The organism is Streptomyces marispadix, from assembly GCF_022524345.1.
GTDB classification, from domain to species: Bacteria; Actinomycetota; Actinomycetes; order Streptomycetales; family Streptomycetaceae; genus Streptomyces; species Streptomyces marispadix.
Map to the genome: position 1 here is coordinate 1,751,216 of NZ_JAKWJU010000002.1, position 18,860 is coordinate 1,770,075.

The 18,860-nt window shown below is 69.3% G+C and carries 14 protein-coding genes; 2 read left to right on the forward strand and 12 right to left on the reverse strand.

Annotated features, from left to right (window positions below; genetic code table 11):
* Positions 1-403: 403 nt before the first annotated feature.
* The 12 genes from MMA15_RS07530 to MMA15_RS07585 all read right to left on the reverse strand — a co-directional run bounded on the left by MMA15_RS07530 (position 404) and on the right by MMA15_RS07585 (position 16,791).
* Positions 404-1,267, reverse strand: coding sequence for a TIGR03936 family radical SAM-associated protein (locus tag MMA15_RS07530; RefSeq protein WP_241058343.1), 864 nt, complete (start codon positions 1,265-1,267; stop codon positions 404-406).
* Between the two features lie 77 nt (positions 1,268-1,344).
* Positions 1,345-2,628: a hypothetical protein gene (locus MMA15_RS07535; protein WP_241058345.1), complete on the reverse strand. Its 1,284-nt coding sequence runs from the start codon at positions 2,626-2,628 to the stop codon at positions 1,345-1,347.
* A gap of 203 nt (positions 2,629-2,831) precedes the next feature.
* Entirely contained in the window at positions 2,832-4,757 is a 1,926-nt protein-coding gene (locus tag MMA15_RS07540; RefSeq protein WP_241058347.1) for a TIGR03960 family B12-binding radical SAM protein, read from the reverse strand.
* A gap of 192 nt (positions 4,758-4,949) precedes the next feature.
* The gene (rodA, locus tag MMA15_RS07545; RefSeq protein WP_241058349.1) at positions 4,950-6,149 is read right to left on the reverse strand and encodes a rod shape-determining protein RodA; all 1,200 of its coding nucleotides are present in this window, start codon (positions 6,147-6,149) and stop codon (positions 4,950-4,952) included.
* Entirely contained in the window at positions 6,146-8,308 is a 2,163-nt protein-coding gene (gene mrdA / locus MMA15_RS07550) for a penicillin-binding protein 2 (protein ID WP_241058351.1), read from the reverse strand. The genes rodA and mrdA overlap by 4 nt, the downstream gene beginning before the upstream one ends.
* Complete coding sequence (gene mreD / locus MMA15_RS07555; RefSeq protein WP_241058353.1) at positions 8,305-9,060, reverse strand: rod shape-determining protein MreD; 756 nt, start codon at positions 9,058-9,060, stop codon at positions 8,305-8,307. Before mreD ends, mrdA begins: the two co-directional genes overlap by 4 nt.
* Positions 9,061-9,063: 3 nt before the next feature.
* A complete protein-coding gene (gene mreC, locus MMA15_RS07560; RefSeq protein ID WP_241058354.1) occupies positions 9,064-10,002 on the reverse strand; it encodes a rod shape-determining protein MreC in 939 nt (312 codons plus the stop codon).
* Between the two features lie 153 nt (positions 10,003-10,155).
* A complete protein-coding gene (locus MMA15_RS07565; protein WP_028431807.1) occupies positions 10,156-11,175 on the reverse strand; it encodes a rod shape-determining protein in 1,020 nt (339 codons plus the stop codon).
* A 265-nt stretch (positions 11,176-11,440) separates the two neighbouring features.
* Complete coding sequence (gene ndk / locus MMA15_RS07570; protein ID WP_241058356.1) at positions 11,441-11,890, reverse strand: nucleoside-diphosphate kinase; 450 nt, start codon at positions 11,888-11,890, stop codon at positions 11,441-11,443.
* A gap of 118 nt (positions 11,891-12,008) precedes the next feature.
* Positions 12,009-12,359 carry a DUF4233 domain-containing protein gene (locus MMA15_RS07575; RefSeq protein ID WP_241058358.1) on the reverse strand — a complete coding sequence of 117 codons (351 nt, stop codon included), beginning with the start codon at positions 12,357-12,359 and terminating at the stop codon, positions 12,009-12,011.
* The gene (gene folC / locus MMA15_RS07580; RefSeq protein ID WP_372498204.1) at positions 12,359-13,915 is read right to left on the reverse strand and encodes a bifunctional tetrahydrofolate synthase/dihydrofolate synthase; all 1,557 of its coding nucleotides are present in this window, start codon (positions 13,913-13,915) and stop codon (positions 12,359-12,361) included. The genes MMA15_RS07575 and folC overlap by 1 nt, the downstream gene beginning before the upstream one ends.
* Before the next feature lie 233 nt (positions 13,916-14,148).
* Positions 14,149-16,791 carry a valine--tRNA ligase gene (locus tag MMA15_RS07585; protein WP_241058365.1) on the reverse strand — a complete coding sequence of 881 codons (2,643 nt, stop codon included), beginning with the start codon at positions 16,789-16,791 and terminating at the stop codon, positions 14,149-14,151.
* A 157-nt stretch (positions 16,792-16,948) separates the two neighbouring features.
* On the opposite strand from MMA15_RS07585, the gene MMA15_RS07590 reads away from it, so the two are divergent.
* On the forward strand, positions 16,949-17,920 hold the full coding sequence (locus MMA15_RS07590; RefSeq protein WP_241058367.1) for a hypothetical protein: 972 nt from the start codon (positions 16,949-16,951) through the stop codon (positions 17,918-17,920).
* 150 nt (positions 17,921-18,070) lie between these two features.
* Entirely contained in the window at positions 18,071-18,781 is a 711-nt protein-coding gene (locus MMA15_RS07595) for a hypothetical protein (RefSeq protein WP_241058369.1), read from the forward strand.
* The last annotated feature ends 79 nt before the right edge of the window (positions 18,782-18,860 follow it).

Sequence of the window (18,860 nt, forward strand, 5' to 3'; positions counted from 1 at the left end):
CCCGGCGTGCTCCGCACCCGGTGCACCCGGTGTGCTCGGGGCACTCGGTGCACCCGGTACGTCAACCGTCTTCCCTGCGCTCTCCACGCTTTCTGCGGTTGCGCTTTCATTCTCGTTGTTCGGTTCGAGCATGCGGGCGTTTCTCCCGTCACGCTCCCGGGCGCCGCGCCTCATCCTCACGGTCACGGCCCGCGATCGGGGGCGAGCCGTGCTCCAGGGCGCGGGCGCCACACGGGAGCTTGTGTCTCACTCGCCGGTTCCGGTCTGTCCTTCGTACAGACGGCCCGGCTACGGCGAAAGTCTTCTGGTCATTGCGCCTGCCTGCCACGACACGGACCCGGGTGGCTCCCTGGTGCCTGCGTCGGCGGTGGCGCTTTCAACGCTGATCCTCCAGGCTCTCGGCCTACGCGCTGCCGCCCGGCGCCGTCGCGACGAGGGGTGCGTCGCGGTCGGGCGCCAACGGGTCGGTCACCGTGCCGGTCTCCTCATCGAGCGGCCCCTGCGCCAGCCTGGTCACCGCTGCGGGGACCGGCGGCGCCAGGTCGGCCGTAGCTCGGAGGCCGGACAGGACGTCGTCGGGTCGTACGGCAGGTGTCACGTGCCGTACCACCAGGCGCAGTATCGCACAGGGTCCCTCCCCGGGACCATCGGGCCCTGCACCGGACGCCGCTTCCGCTGAGGTCAGCGACGTGACGGCGGCTCGGGCATCGAAAGTACGCAGGCCCTTCTTGGTCTGCCGTTCGACCTCCACGGAGCCGGCCGCGAGGAAGACCTCCACGGCCCGTTCCGCTTCCTCCCGTGCGACCCCGTCGAGCCGGAGTTCCCACTCGGAGGCCTCCAGCCGGTCGGTGAAGTCGGACGTACGGGCCTCGACCGCCTCGACGATGTCGAGCCCTGGCGGCATCGACTCGTCGAGGCGCGAACGCAGTTCGTCAGGATCGCGCCGCTCCACGAGGGCGATCTCCAGATACTCGGCCTCGCTGCCGGTGCCGGTGGGTGCGGCATTGGCGTAGGAGACCTTGGGGTGGGGGGTGAAACCGGCGGAGTACGCCATGGGCACCCCTGCCCGGCGCAGCGCCCTCTCGAAAGCGCGCTGGAAGTCCCGATGGCTGGTGAACCGGAGGCGTCCGCGCTTGGTGTATCGCAGCCGCACACGCTGTACGGCGGGTGCGGGCGGCGGGCCTTCGGGCTGTCGCTTGCCCAGTGGTTCTCTCCTCAGTGGCTGGTGCGGGGCGGCTGCGGATGGGGAGCCTGCCGCCCTCGGCATACGTACGGGTGCAAGGTGCTGCTTTTCGGCTGTGCCGGCGTTGCGGTGTTCGCGGACGCCTCAGGAGCCGCGGTGCTTCAACGGGTGCGGAAGTCCGCATCGTCGCGCTTCGCCCCGGAAACTCCCGGCGGCGTCGCGCTGTTGTGCGGTGATCCTGCGTCCCAGGGTACGCGCCCGCTCCCGGGCAGGGCCCCGCCCTTGGGGACCGGGCTGCCCACGCGCGGTCCGCCGAAGAGGGCCCGCCGCAGCTCGGCGCGGGTCTCCCGTACGGAAGCCCGAGCCGAGGCGAGTGCCGCACGCACGCCGCGCCCCGCCTCCCGTACGGCCCGCGCGACCGGCCGCCACACGCCGTCCCGCAGGCCGCGGCCGAAGGGCCGGACCGCATGCCGCCACACCCACACGGCAGGGTCGGCGAAGAGCACGCGCAGCAGCCACCCGAAGAACCGGAGGACCGCCCGCGATATCCGTCCCGCGACCCGCCACGCGTGCCCGACGGCGTCCGCGACCTCGCGCGCCACGACGGCGATGCCGCGCCCTACGGGCCTGAGCACCCACCGGTGTACGAAGCGGCACGGCTCCACCACGAGATACCGCCAAAGCCACGCCAGCCCGGCGCCCACGCCGCGCACCATCGCGACCGCACCATGACCGAGCGGCGTCAGCACATACCGGTACAGCAGCGCGCACGGCGCCACCACCAGCCACCGCCACGACCACGCCAGCCCCGCGCCCACGCCCAGCACCACCGCGACCACACCAAGACCGACCGGCCTCAGCACATACCGGTACAGCAGCGCCGCCGGCGCCGCGACCAGATTGCGTCCCAGCCATGCCAGGCCCGCGCCGACCGCCCGCGCCAGGGCCAGCGCTCCGTGCCCCGCCGGTGTCAGCACGTACCGATAGAGCAGACTCAGCGGCGCGACGACGAGCGTCCGGCCAAGCCAAGCCAGCCCGGCCCAAGTGCCCGTCGCAGCCCAGGCAATGCCCGCGCCCACCGCCTTCGCGAGCCATACGAGCCCCCGCCCGGCCGGGGCGAGCACGTACCGCCAAAGCGCCCACCACGGCCAGACGAACAGCGCGTAGAGCACCGGCGCGAGAGCCTGGCGCCACACCCGTCCCATCGCACGCGCGAAGGGCACCCACAGCGTCCGCCGAAGCGCCCGCCCGCAGACGGCGAGCACGTCCCAGACCATCCGCACGGGCAGGATCAGCACCAGCGTCACGATCCGTACGGGCACCCGGATCACCCTCGTCAGACACCCCTCGAAGGGCGCCTCGACGTCGTAGTGCCCGGCCGCCCCGGTGCCCTCGGCCGTCCCGGCCGCCGGGGGCGCGGCCTTCACCAGGGATACGCGGCGCACGTCGCGTTCCGCCGCCGCGCCCGGAACCCCCGCCGAAGGCGGGGAGCCCGCGGGGCCCGCGTGGTCATGTCCAGGCTGATGCTCGCTCACACCACCGAGGACGCCCGCACGCCCCGCCCGGTTCATCCCGGCCGGCACAACCTTCCGAGGACCTTCCGAGGAACCTTCCGGACACCGGACGGCGAACGACCCCGATGTACGCCCTAGTTGACGACGGTCAGCGGCAGCAGCTTCTTCCCCGTGGGACCGATCTGGATCTCCGTGTCCATCTGCGGGCACACCCCGCAGTCGAAGCAAGGCGTCCAGCGGCAGTCCTCGACCTCGGTCTCGTCGAGCGCGTCCTGCCAGTCCTCCCAGAGCCAGTCCTTGTCGAGGCCGGAGTCCAGGTGGTCCCAGGGCAGGACCTCTTCGTAGGTGCGCTCGCGCGTCGTGTACCAGTCGACGTCGACGCCGAACTGCGGAAGCGTACGGGCCGCGCACTCCATCCACAGCCGGTAGCTGAAGTACTCACGCCAGCCGTCGAAGCGCCCGCCCCGGTCGTAGACCTCCCGGATCACCGCGCCCACCCTGCGGTCGCCGCGCGAGAGCAGGCCCTCGACGATGCCGGGCTTGCCGTCGTGGTAGCGGAAGCCGATGGAGCGCCCGTACTTCTTGTCGCCGCGGATCTTCTCCCGCAGCTTGCCGAGCCGTTCGTCGGTCTCCTCCGCGGAGAGCTGCGGCGCCCACTGGAAGGGGGTGTGCGGCTTGGGCACGAAGCCGCCGATGGAGACGGTGCAGCGGATGTCGTTGGACTTCGCCACCTCGCGGCCCTTGGCGATGACGTTGACGGCCATGTCGCCGATCTGGAGCACGTCCTCGTCGGTCTCCGTGGGGAGTCCGCACATGAAGTACAGCTTCACCTGCCGCCAGCCGTTGCCGTAGGCGGTGGCGACGGTGCGGATCAGGTCCTCCTCCGAGACCATCTTGTTGATGACCTTGCGGATGCGTTCGCTGCCGCCCTCGGGCGCGAAAGTGAGGCCGGAGCGGCGGCCGTTGCGGGTCAGTTCGTTGGCGAGGTCGATGTTGAAGGCGTCGACGCGGGTCGAGGGCAGCGACAGCCCGATCTTGTCGTCCTCGTAGCGGTCGGCGAGGCCCTTGGCCACATCGCCGATCTCGCTGTGGTCGGCGGAGGAGAGGGACAGCAGCCCGACTTCCTCGAAGCCGGTGTTCTTCAGGCCCTTCTCCACCATGTCGCCGATTCCGGTGATGGAACGCTCGCGCACCGGCCGCGTGATCATGCCCGCCTGGCAGAAGCGGCAGCCGCGGGTGCAGCCGCGGAAGATCTCCACCGACATCCGCTCGTGGACGGTCTCGGCCAGCGGCACCAGCGGCTGCTTCGGATACGGCCACTCGTCGAGGTCCATGACGGTGCGCTTCGCGACCCGCCAGGGAACGCCCGCGCGATTGGGCACCACCCGGGAGATGCGCCCGTCCGCCAGATACTCCACGTCGTAGAACTTCGGGACGTAGACCTCGCCGGTCTTCGCGAGGCGCATCAGCAGTTCGTCGCGGCCACCGGGCCGGCCCTCCGACTTCCAGGCGCGGATGATGTCGCTGATCTCCAGCACGGCCTGCTCGCCGTCGCCGACGACGGCACAGTCGAGGAAGTCCGCCACGGGCTCCGGGTTGAACGCGGCATGCCCGCCGGCCATCACGATCGGGTGCTCGTCGCCGCGGTCCTTCGCCTCAAGCGGTACGCCGGAGAGATCGAGGGCGGTGAGGAGGTTGGTGTAGCCGAGTTCGGTGGAGAAGGAGACACCGAGTACGTCGAAGGCGCCCACGGGGCGGTGGGCGTCGACGGTGAACTGCGGGACGCCGTGCTCCCGCATCAGCTTCTCCAGATCCGGCCAGACGCTGTAGGTGCGTTCGGCCAGTACGCCCTCACGCTCGTTGAGCACCTCGTAGAGGATCATCACGCCCTGGTTGGGCAGACCCACCTCGTAGGCGTCCGGGTACATCAGCGCCCAGCGGACGTCGCAGGAATCCCAGTCCTTGACGGTGGAGTTCAGTTCACCGCCCACGTACTGGATCGGCTTCTGGACGTGTGGAAGGAGGGCCTCCAGGCGCGGGAAGACCGACTCGACTGGCATGGGGGTTCCTCGGATCGGGACGCTTTCGCGGTACGGGTGACCATTCAGCGTAACGCGGGGACTGGAGCCGTCCCCAACCCGCCGGACCGAGGGGCTGCGGCCCCGCCGACCGCCGGGCCGGGCGGAACCGGAGCCAGAGCGAGCCGAACCGAATCGAACCGAACCGAGCCGCGGGGCCGAACAGCCGCGCCTCTACGCGGAGACGGGCCGCTGAACCCTGATCGACTGAAGCAGCCCCAGCGCGATCCACACCGCGAACATGGACGTACCGCCGTAGGAGACGAACGGCAGCGGCAACCCCGCCACGGGCATGATGCCCAGCGTCATGCCGATGTTCTCGAACGACTGGAAGGCGAACCAGGCGATCACGCCCGCCGCCACGACCGTGCTGTAAAGCTCCGACGCCTCACGGGCGATGCGGCACGCACGCCAGATCACCACACCGAGCAGCGCGATGATCAACGCGCCGCCCAGGAAGCCCAGTTCCTCGCCGGCGACCGTGAAGACGAAGTCCGTCTGCTGCTCCGGGACGAACTGGCCCGTGGTCTGCGACCCCTCGAAGAGCCCCTTGCCGGCCAGCCCGCCCGAACCGATCGCGATCCGCGCCTGGTTGGTGTTGTAGCCGACGCCGGAGGGGTCGAGCGCGGGGTTGGCGAAAGCGGCGAACCGGTTGATCTGGTACTGGTCGAGCAGCCCGAACGCCCAGACGCACACGGCCCCCGTGGTGCCCGCGGCGCACAGCCCCACGATCCAGCGGTTCGAGGCACCGGACGCCAGCAGCACTCCCAGGACGATTATGACCATGACCATCACGGAGCCGAGGTCGGGCATCAGCATGATGACCACGATCGGAGCGGCGGCCAGCCCCAGCGCCTGAAGGACGGTGCGCTGGTCGGGATGCTCGCGGTCGCCCGCGTCCACACGCGCGGCCAGCAGCATCGCCATGCCGAGAATCACGGTGATCTTGATGAACTCGGCGGGCTGTAGCGAGAAGCCCCCGCCGAGATGGAGCCACGCCCGCTGCCCGTTGATCGTCGCGCCAAGCGGTGTGAGTACGAGCAGCCCCAGCAGCACCGTCGCCCCGTAGAGGAACGGCACCGCTCCCCGCACCCTGCGGTGACCCAGCCACACCATCCCCGCCATGAGCAGCAGCCCAACGACGAGGCTGAGCACATGGCGGGTGAGGAAGTAGTACGGGTCGCCCTGGTTGAGGTCCGTGCGGTTGCGCGTCGCCGACCAGACGAGGAGCGAGCCGACGATGGACAGCCCGATGCCGGACAGCACCATGATCCAGTCGAGCCGCCACACCGCCGAGTCGCGGGCGGTGAGCCTGCCCCACGCCGACTTCTTGTGCGGCCCGTAGCCGCTGAGGGTGTAGGAGTGCGTGCTCATCCGGCCGCTCCGCCTGCCGGTGCGCCCTTGACCGCCCGCGCGGCCCGCTTCTTGAAGTCCTTGTCCTCGCGCGCCTCGATGTTGCCGTGGCTGTCGACCCTCGGGAGCCCGTCCTCCGGCTTCGGCAGCAGCGCCGAGTCCTCGTCGAGGTCGCCGTCGGCGTTGACGCCGTAGATGGCGTTGTAGATGTTGCGCACGGCAGGACCGGAGGCGCCGGAGCCGGTGCCGCCCTGGGAGATCGTCATGACCACCGTGTAGTCCTTGGTGTAGGTCGTGAACCAGGACGTGGTCTGCTTGCCCGCGACCTCGGCCGTACCGGTCTTGGCATGCATCTTGATCTTGTCCTGCGGCCAGCCCGCGTCCCCGAACCGCCAGGCCGCGGTGCCCCGTTCGGCCACACCGGCGAGCGCCTTGTCGATCTTCTTCAGGATGCTCTTCTTCACCGGCAGCTTGCCGTGGGACTTCGGCTTGATCTCCTTTATCGTCTTCCCCTTCGGCCCTATCGTCGCCTTGCCGATGGTGGGGTCGTACATGGTGCCGCCGTTGGCGACGGCGGAGTAGATCGTGGCCATCTGGATCGGGGTCACGAGCGTGTCGCCCTGTCCGATGGAGTAGTTGACGCTGTCACCGGCACGCATCTTCATCCCGGAGACGCAGTTCTCCTTGGCGATCTTGTCGGCGTAGGACTTGGGCTTCTTGGCCTGCTTGCACCAGGCGTCCTTGTTGGCCTTCCAGTAGTCCTTCTTCCACTGGCGGTCCGGGATGCGGCCCTCGACCTCGTTGGGGAGGTCGACGCGGGTCTTCTTGCCGAGGCCGAACTTGTGGGCCGTCTTGTAGAAGTAGTCCTTCGCGTTCTTCTTCGGGTGGTTGCCGCCGTCCTTGAGCCACTGCTTGTACGCCAGGTCGTAGAAGACGGTGTCGCAGGAGACCTCCAGGGCACGGGCGAGGTCGATGGACCCGTAGCTCTTGGACTCGTAGTTCTTGAAGGTCTGTCCTCCGACGTTGTACGAGGACGAGCAGTTGTAGTTGCCGCCGAACTTGTTGCCCGCCTTGACGGCCGCCGCGGTGGAGATCACCTTGAAGACCGAACCGGGCGCCGAGAGGCCCTGGATGGAGCGGTTGAGCAGCGGGTAGTTCGACTTCTTGCCCGTGAGCTGCTTGTACTTCTTGCCGGAGATGCCGCCGACCCACTCGTTCGGGTCGTACTCCGGGTTGGAGGCCATCGCGACGATCCGGCCCGTCTTGTTCTCCATGACGACGGCGGCGCCCGCGTCGGCCTTGTAGTTCCTGTTGGTGTTCTTGTCGTGCTCCTTGCGGGCGTTCTTCATGGCCGTCAGCAGCTCGTTCTCGGTGACGGCCTGGACCCGGGAGTCGATGCTCGTGACGAGGCTGGAGCCCGGCTCGGCCTTGTCGCTCTTGGCCCGTCCCATGACCCGGCCCAGATTGTCGACCTCGTAGCGGGTCACGCCCGAACTGCCGCGCAGTATGGCGTCGTACGTACGCTCAAGGCCGGACCGCCCGATCTCGTCGGAGGAGAGGAAGGGCGAGTCGGTGTTCTTGGTCTTACGGATCTCCTCGTCGGTGACGGGCGAGAGATAGCCCAGCACCTGGGAGGTACGGGAGCCGTAGGGCGCCGGGTACCGGCGGACGGCGGTGGGCTCGGCCGTGATGCCGGGGAAGTCCTCGGCCCTTTCGCGGATCTGGAGCGCCTGCTGCGTGGTGGCGTCGTCGGTGACGGGGATCGGCTGGTAGGGCGAGCCGTTCCAGCAGGGCTGCGGCGTCTTGGCGTCGCAGAGGCGGACCTTCTCCTGCACGGTCTTCGGGCTCATGTCGAGGACACCGGCGAGACGCGTCAGCACGGCCTTGCCGCCGTCGTCCATCTTCATCAGCTCGGTACGGGAGGCGGAGACGACCAGCCGGGTCTCGTTGTCCGCGATGGGCACGCCGCGGGAGTCGAGGATGGCGCCGCGGGTCGCGGGCTGCACGACCTGCTGCACGTGGTTGCCGGCGGCCTCCTTCTGGTACTGGTCGCCGTTGCGGACCTGGAGATACCACAGTCGTCCGCCGAGGGTGAGCAGCAGGGACATCACGAGGATCTGAATGGCGACCAGCCGGATGTTCACCCGGTGACTGCGTCCGGTCTCAGGGATGTTGCTCACAGCCGCTTGACCCCCTTGATCTTCCCGGTCCTGCTCTTACGGGACGACCGGTCCAGCAGGCTGCCCCGCTGGATGCCCATCCGGATGGCCTTGCCGTTGCGCGAGTTGCGCGTCGTGCCGCCGTTGCGGCTCTTGCCGAAGATGCTGCCGCCGCCGACTTGAAGTCCTGTACCCGAACTGAGCCAGCCGTAGGCGCCTTTGTCACTGCGGCCCATACTTCCCACGCCGGAGGCGTCGGAGGTGACAACGCCCCGTTCCGTACGGCGTGCGGCCCACATGATCAGCGGTACGGCGAAGGGCGCCAGCAGCAGATCGTAGAGCGTGGCCGTGAACAGCAGCGGAAACAGCCCCACTTGACCGGCCGCCGTGTCGCCCACGAGGGTCCCGACGCCCGCGTAGAGCAGCGTCGACCCCACGGCGGCACTGGCGACGACGAGCATCGGCACCGTCGCCGAACGGTGCTGTGAGCCCTCCGGCTTGGTCAGGCCCGCGACGTATCCGATGACGCACAGCACGAGCGCGTAGCGGCCCACCGCGTGCTCCGCGGGCGGCGCCAGGTCCGCGAGCAGACCGCCGAGGAAACCGGTGATCGCACCGGCGGTGTGCCCGTAGACCATCGCGAGACCGAGCAGGACGAGCAGCAGCAGATCCGGCACCGCCCCGGGCAGTTGAAGCCTCGCCAGCACGCTGACCTGCACGATCAGCGCACCGACGACGAGAACGGCCGAGAGCAGGATCCGGTTGAGGTACATCGGTCAGCTCCTGGGTTCCGAAGCGTCCGGCTTCGGCGTCTTGGTCACGGTCACCGTGGGCGCGGGCTTCGGCTTCGGCGGTTTCTTCACGCGCAGCACCTCGTCCCGGGGGTCGGTCCGCGGGGGCTGTACGACGACGCCGACGATGTCGAGCTTGCTGAAGCTGACGAACGGTCGGACGTTGACGCTGCGCGTGAGGTCCCCGGCCGTTCTGTCGACCTTGGAGACCGTCCCCACGGGCACGCCCGGCACGAAGGGCTTGTTGTTGCGGGAGCCGAAAGTCACTATCCGGTCGCCCTTCTTCACCTCCGACTTGCCGTTGAGGAGCTGAACCGTTATGGCGTCGCCGCCCCGGCCGGTGGCGAAGCCCAGCTCACTGCTCTTCTCCATACGCGTGCCGACGGAGAAGTCGGGATCGTTGGCGAGCAGCACGGTCGACGTCGAGGAACTGACGGTGGTGACACGGCCGACGAGACCGTCGCCGTTGATGACCGTCATGTCGCGTGCGATGCCGTCGCGGGTGCCCGCGTCGATCGTGATCGTCCAGGAGAAGCCCTGTGCGGAGCCGATCCCGATGACCTGGGCGCCCTTGAGCCCGTAGCCGCCCGCGCCCGCCGTCTTCAGCAGCTTGTCCAGTTCCTTGGACCTGGCGCGGTGCCGGTCGCTGGAGCCCAGACGCTGTTTCAGCTTCGCGTTCTCGGCTTCGAGACGGCTTATACGGTCGTGCCGCACACCGGAGTCCCGTACCGCCGCGATGGAGTTCCCCACGGGGTCGACGGCCGCCGAGACCCCGTTCTCCACGGGTCCGAAGGCGGAGGCGGCGACGTGCCGCGCGCTGTCCATAGGGGACTGCTCGCCCTTCCTGATGTCCACCGTGATCAGTGCGAACGCGATGGCGATCAGAAGGACGAGCAGCAGCCGGCTCTCTCGGGTGTCCCTCACGTGCGGCGGCCGTGCCTTTCCTCAGTCGGTCGGACCGGTGTCCGTTCCGGAGCGGTGTCGCGATGCGGCGGTGCTTCCGGAACTGTCAACGATCCGCGGGCGGACTGGTGGTCGTACTGCGGCAGACCGCACGGCAGATCGCTTGAGTTCAGATCATCGCCTGGGCTGGGAGTCGAGGACCTGCTGAAGCGCCTCGAACTCCTCCACGCACTTGCCGGAGCCCAGCGCCACGGAGTCCAGCGGATCCTCGGCGATGTGGATCGGCATGCCCGTCTCGCTGCGCAGCCGCTCGTCCAGGCCGCGCAGCAGGGCCCCGCCGCCGGTGAGGACGATGCCGCGGTCCATGACGTCGCCGGACAGCTCGGGCGGGCACTTGTCGAGCGTGGTCTTCACGGCGTCGACGATCGCGTTGACCGGCTCCTCCATGGCCCGGCGGACCTCGGCGGCCGAGATGACGACCGTCTTGGGGAGGCCGCTGACGAGGTCACGTCCTCGGATCTCGGTGTGCTCGTCCTTGTCGAGGGAGTGCGCGGAACCGATCGTGATCTTGATGCTCTCGGCGGTGCGCTCGCCGAGGAGCAGGCTGTACTCCTTCTTGATGTGCTGGATGATGGCGTTGTCCAGCTCGTCGCCGGCGACGCGGATCGACTGCGCCGTGACGATTCCGCCGAGGGAGATCACGGCGACCTCGGTGGTGCCGCCGCCGATGTCGACGACCATGTTGCCGGTGGCCTCGTGCACGGGGAGACCGGAGCCGATCGCCGCGGCCATGGGCTCCTCGATGATGTGCACCTGGCGGGCGCCGGCCTGGGTCGAGGCCTCGATCACGGCACGGCGCTCGACACCGGTGATGCCCGAGGGAACGCAGATGACCACGCGCGGACGAGCGAGATAACGTCGCTTGTGGATCTTGAGGATGAAGTAGCGGAGCATCCGCTCTGTGATTTCGAAGTCGGCGATCACGCCGTCCTTCAGCGGACGCACGGCCACGATGTTGCCCGGGGTGCGGCCGATCATCTTCTTCGCCTCGGCGCCTACAGCCAGGATGCCCCCGGTGTTGGTGTTGATGGCGACGACCGACGGCTCGTTGAGGACGATCCCGCGACCCCTGACGTACACCAGCGTGTTGGCGGTCCCGAGGTCGACAGCCATATCACGGCCGATGAACGACATGTTGTTCGCCATAGGATGCGTCTGGCCTTCCAACTGGAGCGGTGTGTTCGGGAGGACGGCAGGAGAGGTGGTCCGCGCTAACGCTGTGGAGACGCGAGGTTCCATCGTAGACGCGGACTCGAACACGTAGCGAGGGTGTCCCGCCATTGTCGGCGCAACAGCCGTCGTCCCTGTAATCAGTGACGTCGTGTCGGGGTGATGCGTTCCCCCGAACTCGGTCGCATATGCCGAGGGGCGGCCGGAAATTGTGGGTCGCCCCAGGTCATCAAGGCCCTGACGACTGATGACGCGTCAGCGGCGCGTCATCCGAAGTCGGGGAAAAAATCTTCAACTCACGTTCCGCCGACTCCGCCGAGTCCGAAGCGTGAATCAGGTTTTCCCGCACAACCGTGCCGAAGTCCCCCCGAATGGAGCCCGGTGCGGCTGCAATCGGGTCCGTGGGGCCCGCGAGTGCCCGTACGCCCTCGATGACGCGCTCGCCCTCGACGACCATCGCCACTGACGGGCCGGACGCCATGAACTCCATCAGCGGCTCGTAGAAGGGCTTTCCGACGTGCTCCGCGTAGTGCTGCTCGAGCGTCGAGCGGTCCAGCGTGCGCAACTCCATTGCTTTCACTGCCCAGTCCGCCTTGCTCTCGATGCGGCGGGTGATCTCACCGATCAGGCCGCGGCGTACGGCGTCGGGCTTCAGCAGTACCAGGGTGCGCTCGCTCATGGTGGGGGCTCCTCGGGGATGGATGTATCGCGGCACCGGACACACGTCATGGACGTTCCGGTTCCGGATGTGGCCGGTTAAGGATGCCCAGAGGCTACACGTGCGCGAGCGCTCATGGTCACGCAGTGTCAGGCTCGGTCTCCAGGCGGGCACGCTCGGCCTTCGCCGCGTCCACCTTCCGTCCGAAGTGGACGGACGCCCACCACAGCCCGGTGAAGCACACACCCAGGAAGTACATGGCAGGGACGACCAACCCCGAGGCGACGAGCGCCAGTTGGAGGGCCCAGCCCAGCGTGACGCCGCCCTTGTGGGAGAGCGCGCCGCACAGCAGCACGCAGAGCGCCATCGCCACGCCGCAGACCGTCCACACGGTGCCGGCGGGCAGTCCGCTCGTACGCATCGCGACGAGACCGGCGAAGCCGATGACGAAGAACTCACCGATCAGCGTGCTCGCGCAGAGAGTGCGCACTACCGCTCCCTTCCGAGCAGCAGCCGGGCCTCCCCGGCGGTGAAGACGGAGCCGGTGACCAGGACGCCCGCGCCCGCGTACTCGCCCTCCTCCTCGGCGAGCGTGATCGCCTCCTCCAGCGCGCTGTCGAGTCGCGGCTCCACCTGGACGCGGTCCTCGCCGAAGACCTCGACGGCGACGGCGGCGAGGTCGTCGACGTCCATGGCGCGGGTCGTGGAGTTACGCGTGAGCACCACTTCCGCGAAGATCGGCTCGAAGGCTTCGAGCAGGCCCCGTACGTCCTTGTCCCTGCTGGGTCCCACGACACCCACGAGCCGGCTGAAGCCGAACGCCTCGCCCACGGCCTCGGCCGTGGCACGGGCGCCCGCCGGGTTGTGCGCCGCGTCGAGCAGCACCGTGGGGCTGGTACGCATGAGTTCGAGCCGGCCAGGGGACGACACGGACGCGAAGGCCTGGCGTACCACGTCGGCGTCGAGAGTGCGGCCCTTGTCCGTCTCACGGGTGCCGATGCCGAAGAACGCCTCGACGGCGGCGAGCGCGCAGGCCGCGTTGTGCGCCATGTGCGCCCCGTGCATCGGGAGGAAGATCTCCGGGTATTCGCCGTCCAGGCCGCGCAGCGTGAGCAACTGCCCGCCGACGGCGACCTCCCGTGAGACCACGCCGAACTCCAGACCCTCGCGGGCGACGGTGGCGTCCAGCTCGGCGGCCCGCTTCAGCACGACGGACGCGGCCTCGACGGGCTGCTGGGCGAGGACGACGGTGGCGTCCTTCTTCACGATCCCGGACTTCTCCCCGGCGATCTTCTCCGGGGTGTCACCGAGGCGGGCGACGTGGTCCAGCGAGATGGGCGTGACGACGGAGACTCCGGCGTCGATGACGTTGGTGGCGTCCCAGCTTCCGCCCATGCCGACCTCGATCACGGCGACGTCGACGGGGGCGTCGGCGAAGGCCGCGTAGGCCATGCCCGTGAGCATCTCGAAGAACGACAGGCGGTGCGGCTGCTGTGCGTCGACCATCTCCGCGAACGGCCTGACGTCCTCGTACGCCTCGATGAAGCGCTCCGCGCTGACGGGTGCGCCGTCGATGCTGATGCGTTCGGTGAACGACTGGACGTGCGGCGAGGTGTAGCGGCCGGTGCGCAGCTCGAAGGCGCTCAGCAGGGCCTCGATCATGCGGGCGGTGCTGGTCTTGCCGTTGGTGCCGGTGATGTGGATCGACGGGTAGGCGCGCTGCGGTTCGCCCATCACGTCCATCAGGGCCCTGATGCGGTCCAGCGAGGGGTCGAGCCTCGTCTCGGGCCAGCGGCCCATCAGCTCCGCCTCCACCTCCCGCAGGGCGCGGTCGGTCTCCGGGTCCTCGGGGCGTGCCGGTACGACGTCGGCCTGAGGGGGGCCCGCCTGCGCGCGGAGGGTGCGGCTGCCCGCCTCGATGACGGCGAGATCCGGGTCGCGGTCGGTCTCCGCGCCGACGATCTCCTCGAACTCGGAGGGGGTGGGCGCGGTGCCGCCGTCGTCGTCGCCGGGGCCGTGGTCGGGGGGCTGGGGCTGGTCACTCACGGCGCCAAGTCTACGTAGGGCGGCTCCGCAGCCTTCAGCCGCCGGGGGCGGGGGCGTAGCGGCGTGGCTACGGGACCCCGGTCGTACGCGGGTCTGCGCCGTACGCCCGCGAGGTTCGGGGCACGCTGCGGGAGAGGGCGCCCCCCGGCTCGCACACCGGAGCCGCACGAAACCGGGCCCGGGCGCCAAGTCGTCGGCGTCCGGGGCCCTTTGGAGGACCGTGGGACCCTCGCCTACGCCTGCGGCAGGCGCGTCAACTGCTGCTGGAGGCGTTCGATGTCGGCCTCCGCCGCCGCGCGGCGTTCGCGGATCTTCGCGACCACATGATCGGGGGCCTTGGCCAGGAAGCCCTCGTTCTCCAGTTTCGCCGTCGTCTGGCGCAGCTCCTTCTCGGCGGCCCCCAGGTCCTTCGTCAGCCGCTTGCGCTCGGCGTCGACGTCGATGACTCCGGAGAGGTCCAGCTCGACCGTGCCGCCCGTGACGGGCAGCGACGCCGTGGCATGGAAGCCCTCGCCCTCCGGCTGTAGCCGCAGGAGCTGGCGGATGGCGTCCTCGTGCGCCGCGAGCGGGGAGCCGTCCAGGGTGAGCCGGGCCGGGACGCGCTGGCCTGGTTGCAGGCCCTGGTCGGCGCGGAAGCGGCGGACCTCCGTCACCGCGTCCTGAAGGGTGGCGATCTCCCGTTCCGCTTCCGCGTCGCGGAAGCCGGAGTCGGTCGGCCAAGAGGTGACGACGACGGACTCGCCGCCCGTCAGCGTCGTCCACAGCGACTCGGTGACGAACGGGACCACCGGGTGCAGCAGCCGCAGCATCACGTCGAGCACCTCGCCCAGCACGCGGCGCGAGACCTCGGCGGGACGGCCGCCCGCGGCGAAGGTGGTCTTCGACAGCTCGACGTACCAGTCGAAGACCTCGTCCCACGCGAAGTGGCGGAGGGTGTCGGAGAGTTTGGCGAACTGGTAGTCGTCGTAGCAGGCGTCGGCCTCCGCGACCACGGAGTTGAGCCGGGAGAGGATCCACCGGTCGGTGGCGCCGAGTTCGGACGCGTCCGGCAGCGGGCCCTCGACGGTGGCGCCGTTCATCAGCGCGAAACGCGTGGCGTTCCAGATCTTGTTGGCGAAGTTGCGGGACGCCTTGACCCAGTCCTCGCCGATCGGCACGTCCGCCCCGGGGTTGGCGCCGCTGGTGAGGGTGAAGCGGACGGCGTCGGCACCGTAGGCGTTCATCCAGTCCAGCGGATCGACGGAGTTGGGGTTGGACTTGGACATCTTCTTGCCGTGGTCGTCACGGACCAGGCCCGTCAGCGCGATCGTGTGGAAGGGCGCCTGCCCGTCCATCGCGTAGAGGCCGAACATCATCATCCTGGCGACCCAGAAGAAGATGATGTCGTGCCCGGTCAGCAGCACGTCCGTCGGATAGAACCTCGCCAGATCCTGGGTCTGTTCGGGCCAGCCGAGGGTGGAGAAGGGCCAGAGGCCGGAGGAGAACCAGGTGTCCAGGACGTCCGGGTCCTGCGTCCAGCCCTCGCCCGTGGGCGGCTGCTCGTCCGGGCCGACGCAGCGGACCTCGCCGTCGGGCCCGTACCAGACGGGGATGCGGTGACCCCACCAGAGCTGGCGCGAGATGCACCAGTCCAGCATGTTGTCGACCCAGTCGAAGTAGCGGGCCGACATCTCGGCGGGGTGGATACGCACACGGCCGTCGCGCACGGCGTCGCCCGCGGCCTGCGCCAGCGGCTCCACGCGAACCCACCACTGCATCGACAGCCGCGGCTCGATCGTCGTCTTGCAGCGCGAGCAGTGGCCGACGCTGTGGGTGTACGGGCGCTTCTCGGCCGTGATGCGGCCCTGTTCACGCAGGGCGGCGACGATCGTGGAGCGCGCCTCGAAGCGGTCCAGACCCTCGAAGGGGCCGTGTGCGGTGATCACGCCGCGCTCGTCCATGACCGTCAGCGCGGGCAGGTCGTGCCGCTGTCCGATCGCGAAGTCGTTGGGGTCGTGGGCGGGTGTGACCTTCACGGCGCCGGAGCCGAACTCCGGGTCCACGTGCTCGTCCGCCACGACGGGGATCGTGCGGTCCGTCAGGGGAAGCTTGATCCGGCGGCCCAGCAGATGTGCGTAGCGGCTGTCGTCCGGGTGGACCGCGACGGCGGTGTCGCCGAGCATCGTCTCGGCGCGAGTGGTCGCCACGACCAGGGAGTCCTCGCCCTCGCCGTACCGGATGGAGACCAACTCGCCGTCGTCCTCCTGGTATTCGACCTCGATGTCGGAGATGGCGGTCAGACAGCGCGGGCACCAGTTGATGATCCGCTCGGCGCGGTAGATCAGCCCGTCGTCGTACATCTGCTTGAAGACGGTCTGGACGGCGCGGGAGAGGCCCTCGTCCATGGTGAAGCGCTCACGCGTCCAGTCGACGCCGTCGCCAAGGCGGCGCATCTGGCCGAGGATCTTGCCGCCGTACTCCTCCTTCCACTGCCAGACGCGCTCGACGAAGGCCTCGCGCCCCAAGTCCTGCCGGGACTTGCCCTCTTCGGCGAGCTGCTGCTCGACCTTGTTCTGCGTGGCGATGCCCGCGTGGTCCATGCCGGGCAGCCACAGCGACTCATAGCCCTGCATGCGCTTACGGCGGGTGAGGGCGTCCATCAGCGTGTGCTGGAAGGCATGGCCGAGGTGCAGCGAGCCCGTGACGTTCGGCGGGGGGATGACGATCGTGTACGGCTGCTTCTCGCTCTTGACGTCAGCCTCGAAGTAACCGCGGGCTACCCAGCGCTCGTACAGCTCCTCCTCCACCTCGGCCGGTGCGTACTGCGTCGGCAGGTCTGCGGGGGCTGCTGCGTTCGGCCCTCGGGAGTCGGGGCGCTGCTGAGAGTTCTCGGTCACGACGGCAGTGTACGGGCGTCAATGTCGCAGTCTCGAATCGGTTTGGGGACCGGTGGGGCAAGCGTTCGGGACGTCCGCAAGGATGTAGGCGTAGCGCGCGAGCGCGAGCGCGACCGCGTCGTCGACGACGCACATCAAACGGAGGGGAAGCGCCGCCATGAGTCAGAACCAGCCCGGACCTTACGGACAGCAGCCGCCCCCGCCGGGACCGTACGGGCAGCCGCCGCAGGGGCCGAATCCGTACGCCCAGGGGGCTCCGGGCGGTGCTCCCGGTCAGGCCGGTGCTCCCGGCTACGGATACCCGCAGCAGCCTGGACAGCCCGGTCAGCCGGCCCAGCCCGCGTACGGCTTTCCTCAGCAGCCGGGGCAGCCGAATCCCTACGGCCAGCCCGGTCCGTACGGACAGCCCGGTCCGCCCATGCCTCCGCAGGGGGGCGGCAAGGCAGGCAAGACGGTGGCCATCGTGATCGGCTCGCTGGTGATCGTGGGCGCCGTGATCGGCGGCGTCTTCCTGTTCGGGAATGTGGGCGGCGGCGGTTCCGGCGGCGTCGGTGCCGACGGCAAGAAGTACAAGCTGACGTCCCCGCAGACGGTCGCCGGCGAGTACCAGAAGAACAGCGCGGGCACGACGAACGCGATGACGCAGTCCGAGCTTTCGGAGTTCGAGAAGGCGGGCGTCGACAACCCCAAGGACGAGCACGGCTCGTACAAGTCGGGCACGGGCACCGCCGTGAAGCAGCTCAACTTCCAGGGCGTCTGGGGCTCCGTCGAGGACCCCGAGTCCACGGTCGACGCGGCCTTCGCGAAGATGGCCGAGGACAGCGAGGAGAACGCCGAACGCACCGGCAGGAACGCCGAACTCGTAGGCAGCCCGGAGGAGGTCTCTCCGGCGGGCCTCGACGATGAGGCCGTGATGAAGTGCCAGATCATCAAGGTCTCCCTCGGCGCCTCCACTTCGGGCACCGGTGAGCTCAAGGCGCCGCTTTGCATGTGGGCCGACAACAGCACCGTGGCGATGGTGTCGGCGCAGGACGGTGCGGCCGTCCTCACCGGCAGGAGCATGACGATCGACCAGACCGCGGAGCTGTCGAAGAAGCTGCGCGACGACGCACGGGTCGAGATCAAGTAGCCGACGGGGGCAACGGATTCGGGGCCCGGTCCGTCCGATGCGCGGCGCACGCAGGCCGCGCAGGCCGCGCCGCGCAGGCGCATCGCTCAGGTGCGCCTGCGCAGTGCGTACGGATGCCGGGCCCGTCGTTCGACGGAGGAGACACAAGCGATGAGTGACAGTCAGCCGGGCGGCATACCGGCCGCCGCGCAGGACACCGGCGGGACCGGCGGCTCCAGCGGCACGGGGGGCTCCGGCAGCTCCGGCTCCGGCTCCGGCAAGCGTGGCCGCAACGCGGCGATGGCCGGCGGCGCGCTGGTCGTCGTAGCGGCCCTGGTAGGCGGCTACTTCCTCTTCGGCGGCACCGACGCCCCCCGGCACAGGCTGACGACGCCGAAGACCCTCGCGGGCGAGTACCAGCGCGACGGCAAGGGCGAGAAGGGCGACGGCGATGCCTTCGACAACAAGAAGGTGCCCGGCATGACGAGCAACGCGGACGTCAGCGCCGAGTACAAGGCCGGTGCCACCAAGAAGCTCCAACTCGGCGGCGCCTACGGCTCGGTGACCGATCCGCGCAAGGCCGTCGACTGGGTCTTCGAGCAGACGGGCAAGTCGCTGAAGACGGAGACGGGCGCCAGGGCCGAGGGGCGGCTGCGGAAGTTCTCCCCGTCCGCCTTCGACGGGGACGTACTCAAGTGCCAGGAGTACAAGATCTCCAACATGAGCCTGGCGATGTGCGGTTGGGCCGACTCCAGCACCGTCGGCACCGTCTCGTCGATGATCCTCACCAGCGACGGCACATCGACGAAGCCGGTGGATCTGAAGTCGACCGCCGAACTCGCCGCGAAGGTACGCAAGGACGCCCTCGTCACGGCGGACTGAACGCGGGACGGCCCGAGGCCGCCGTAGCCCGGCACACGCTCCGGTGACGAGCGCAGCCAGGAGGAAGGCCATGCGAAGG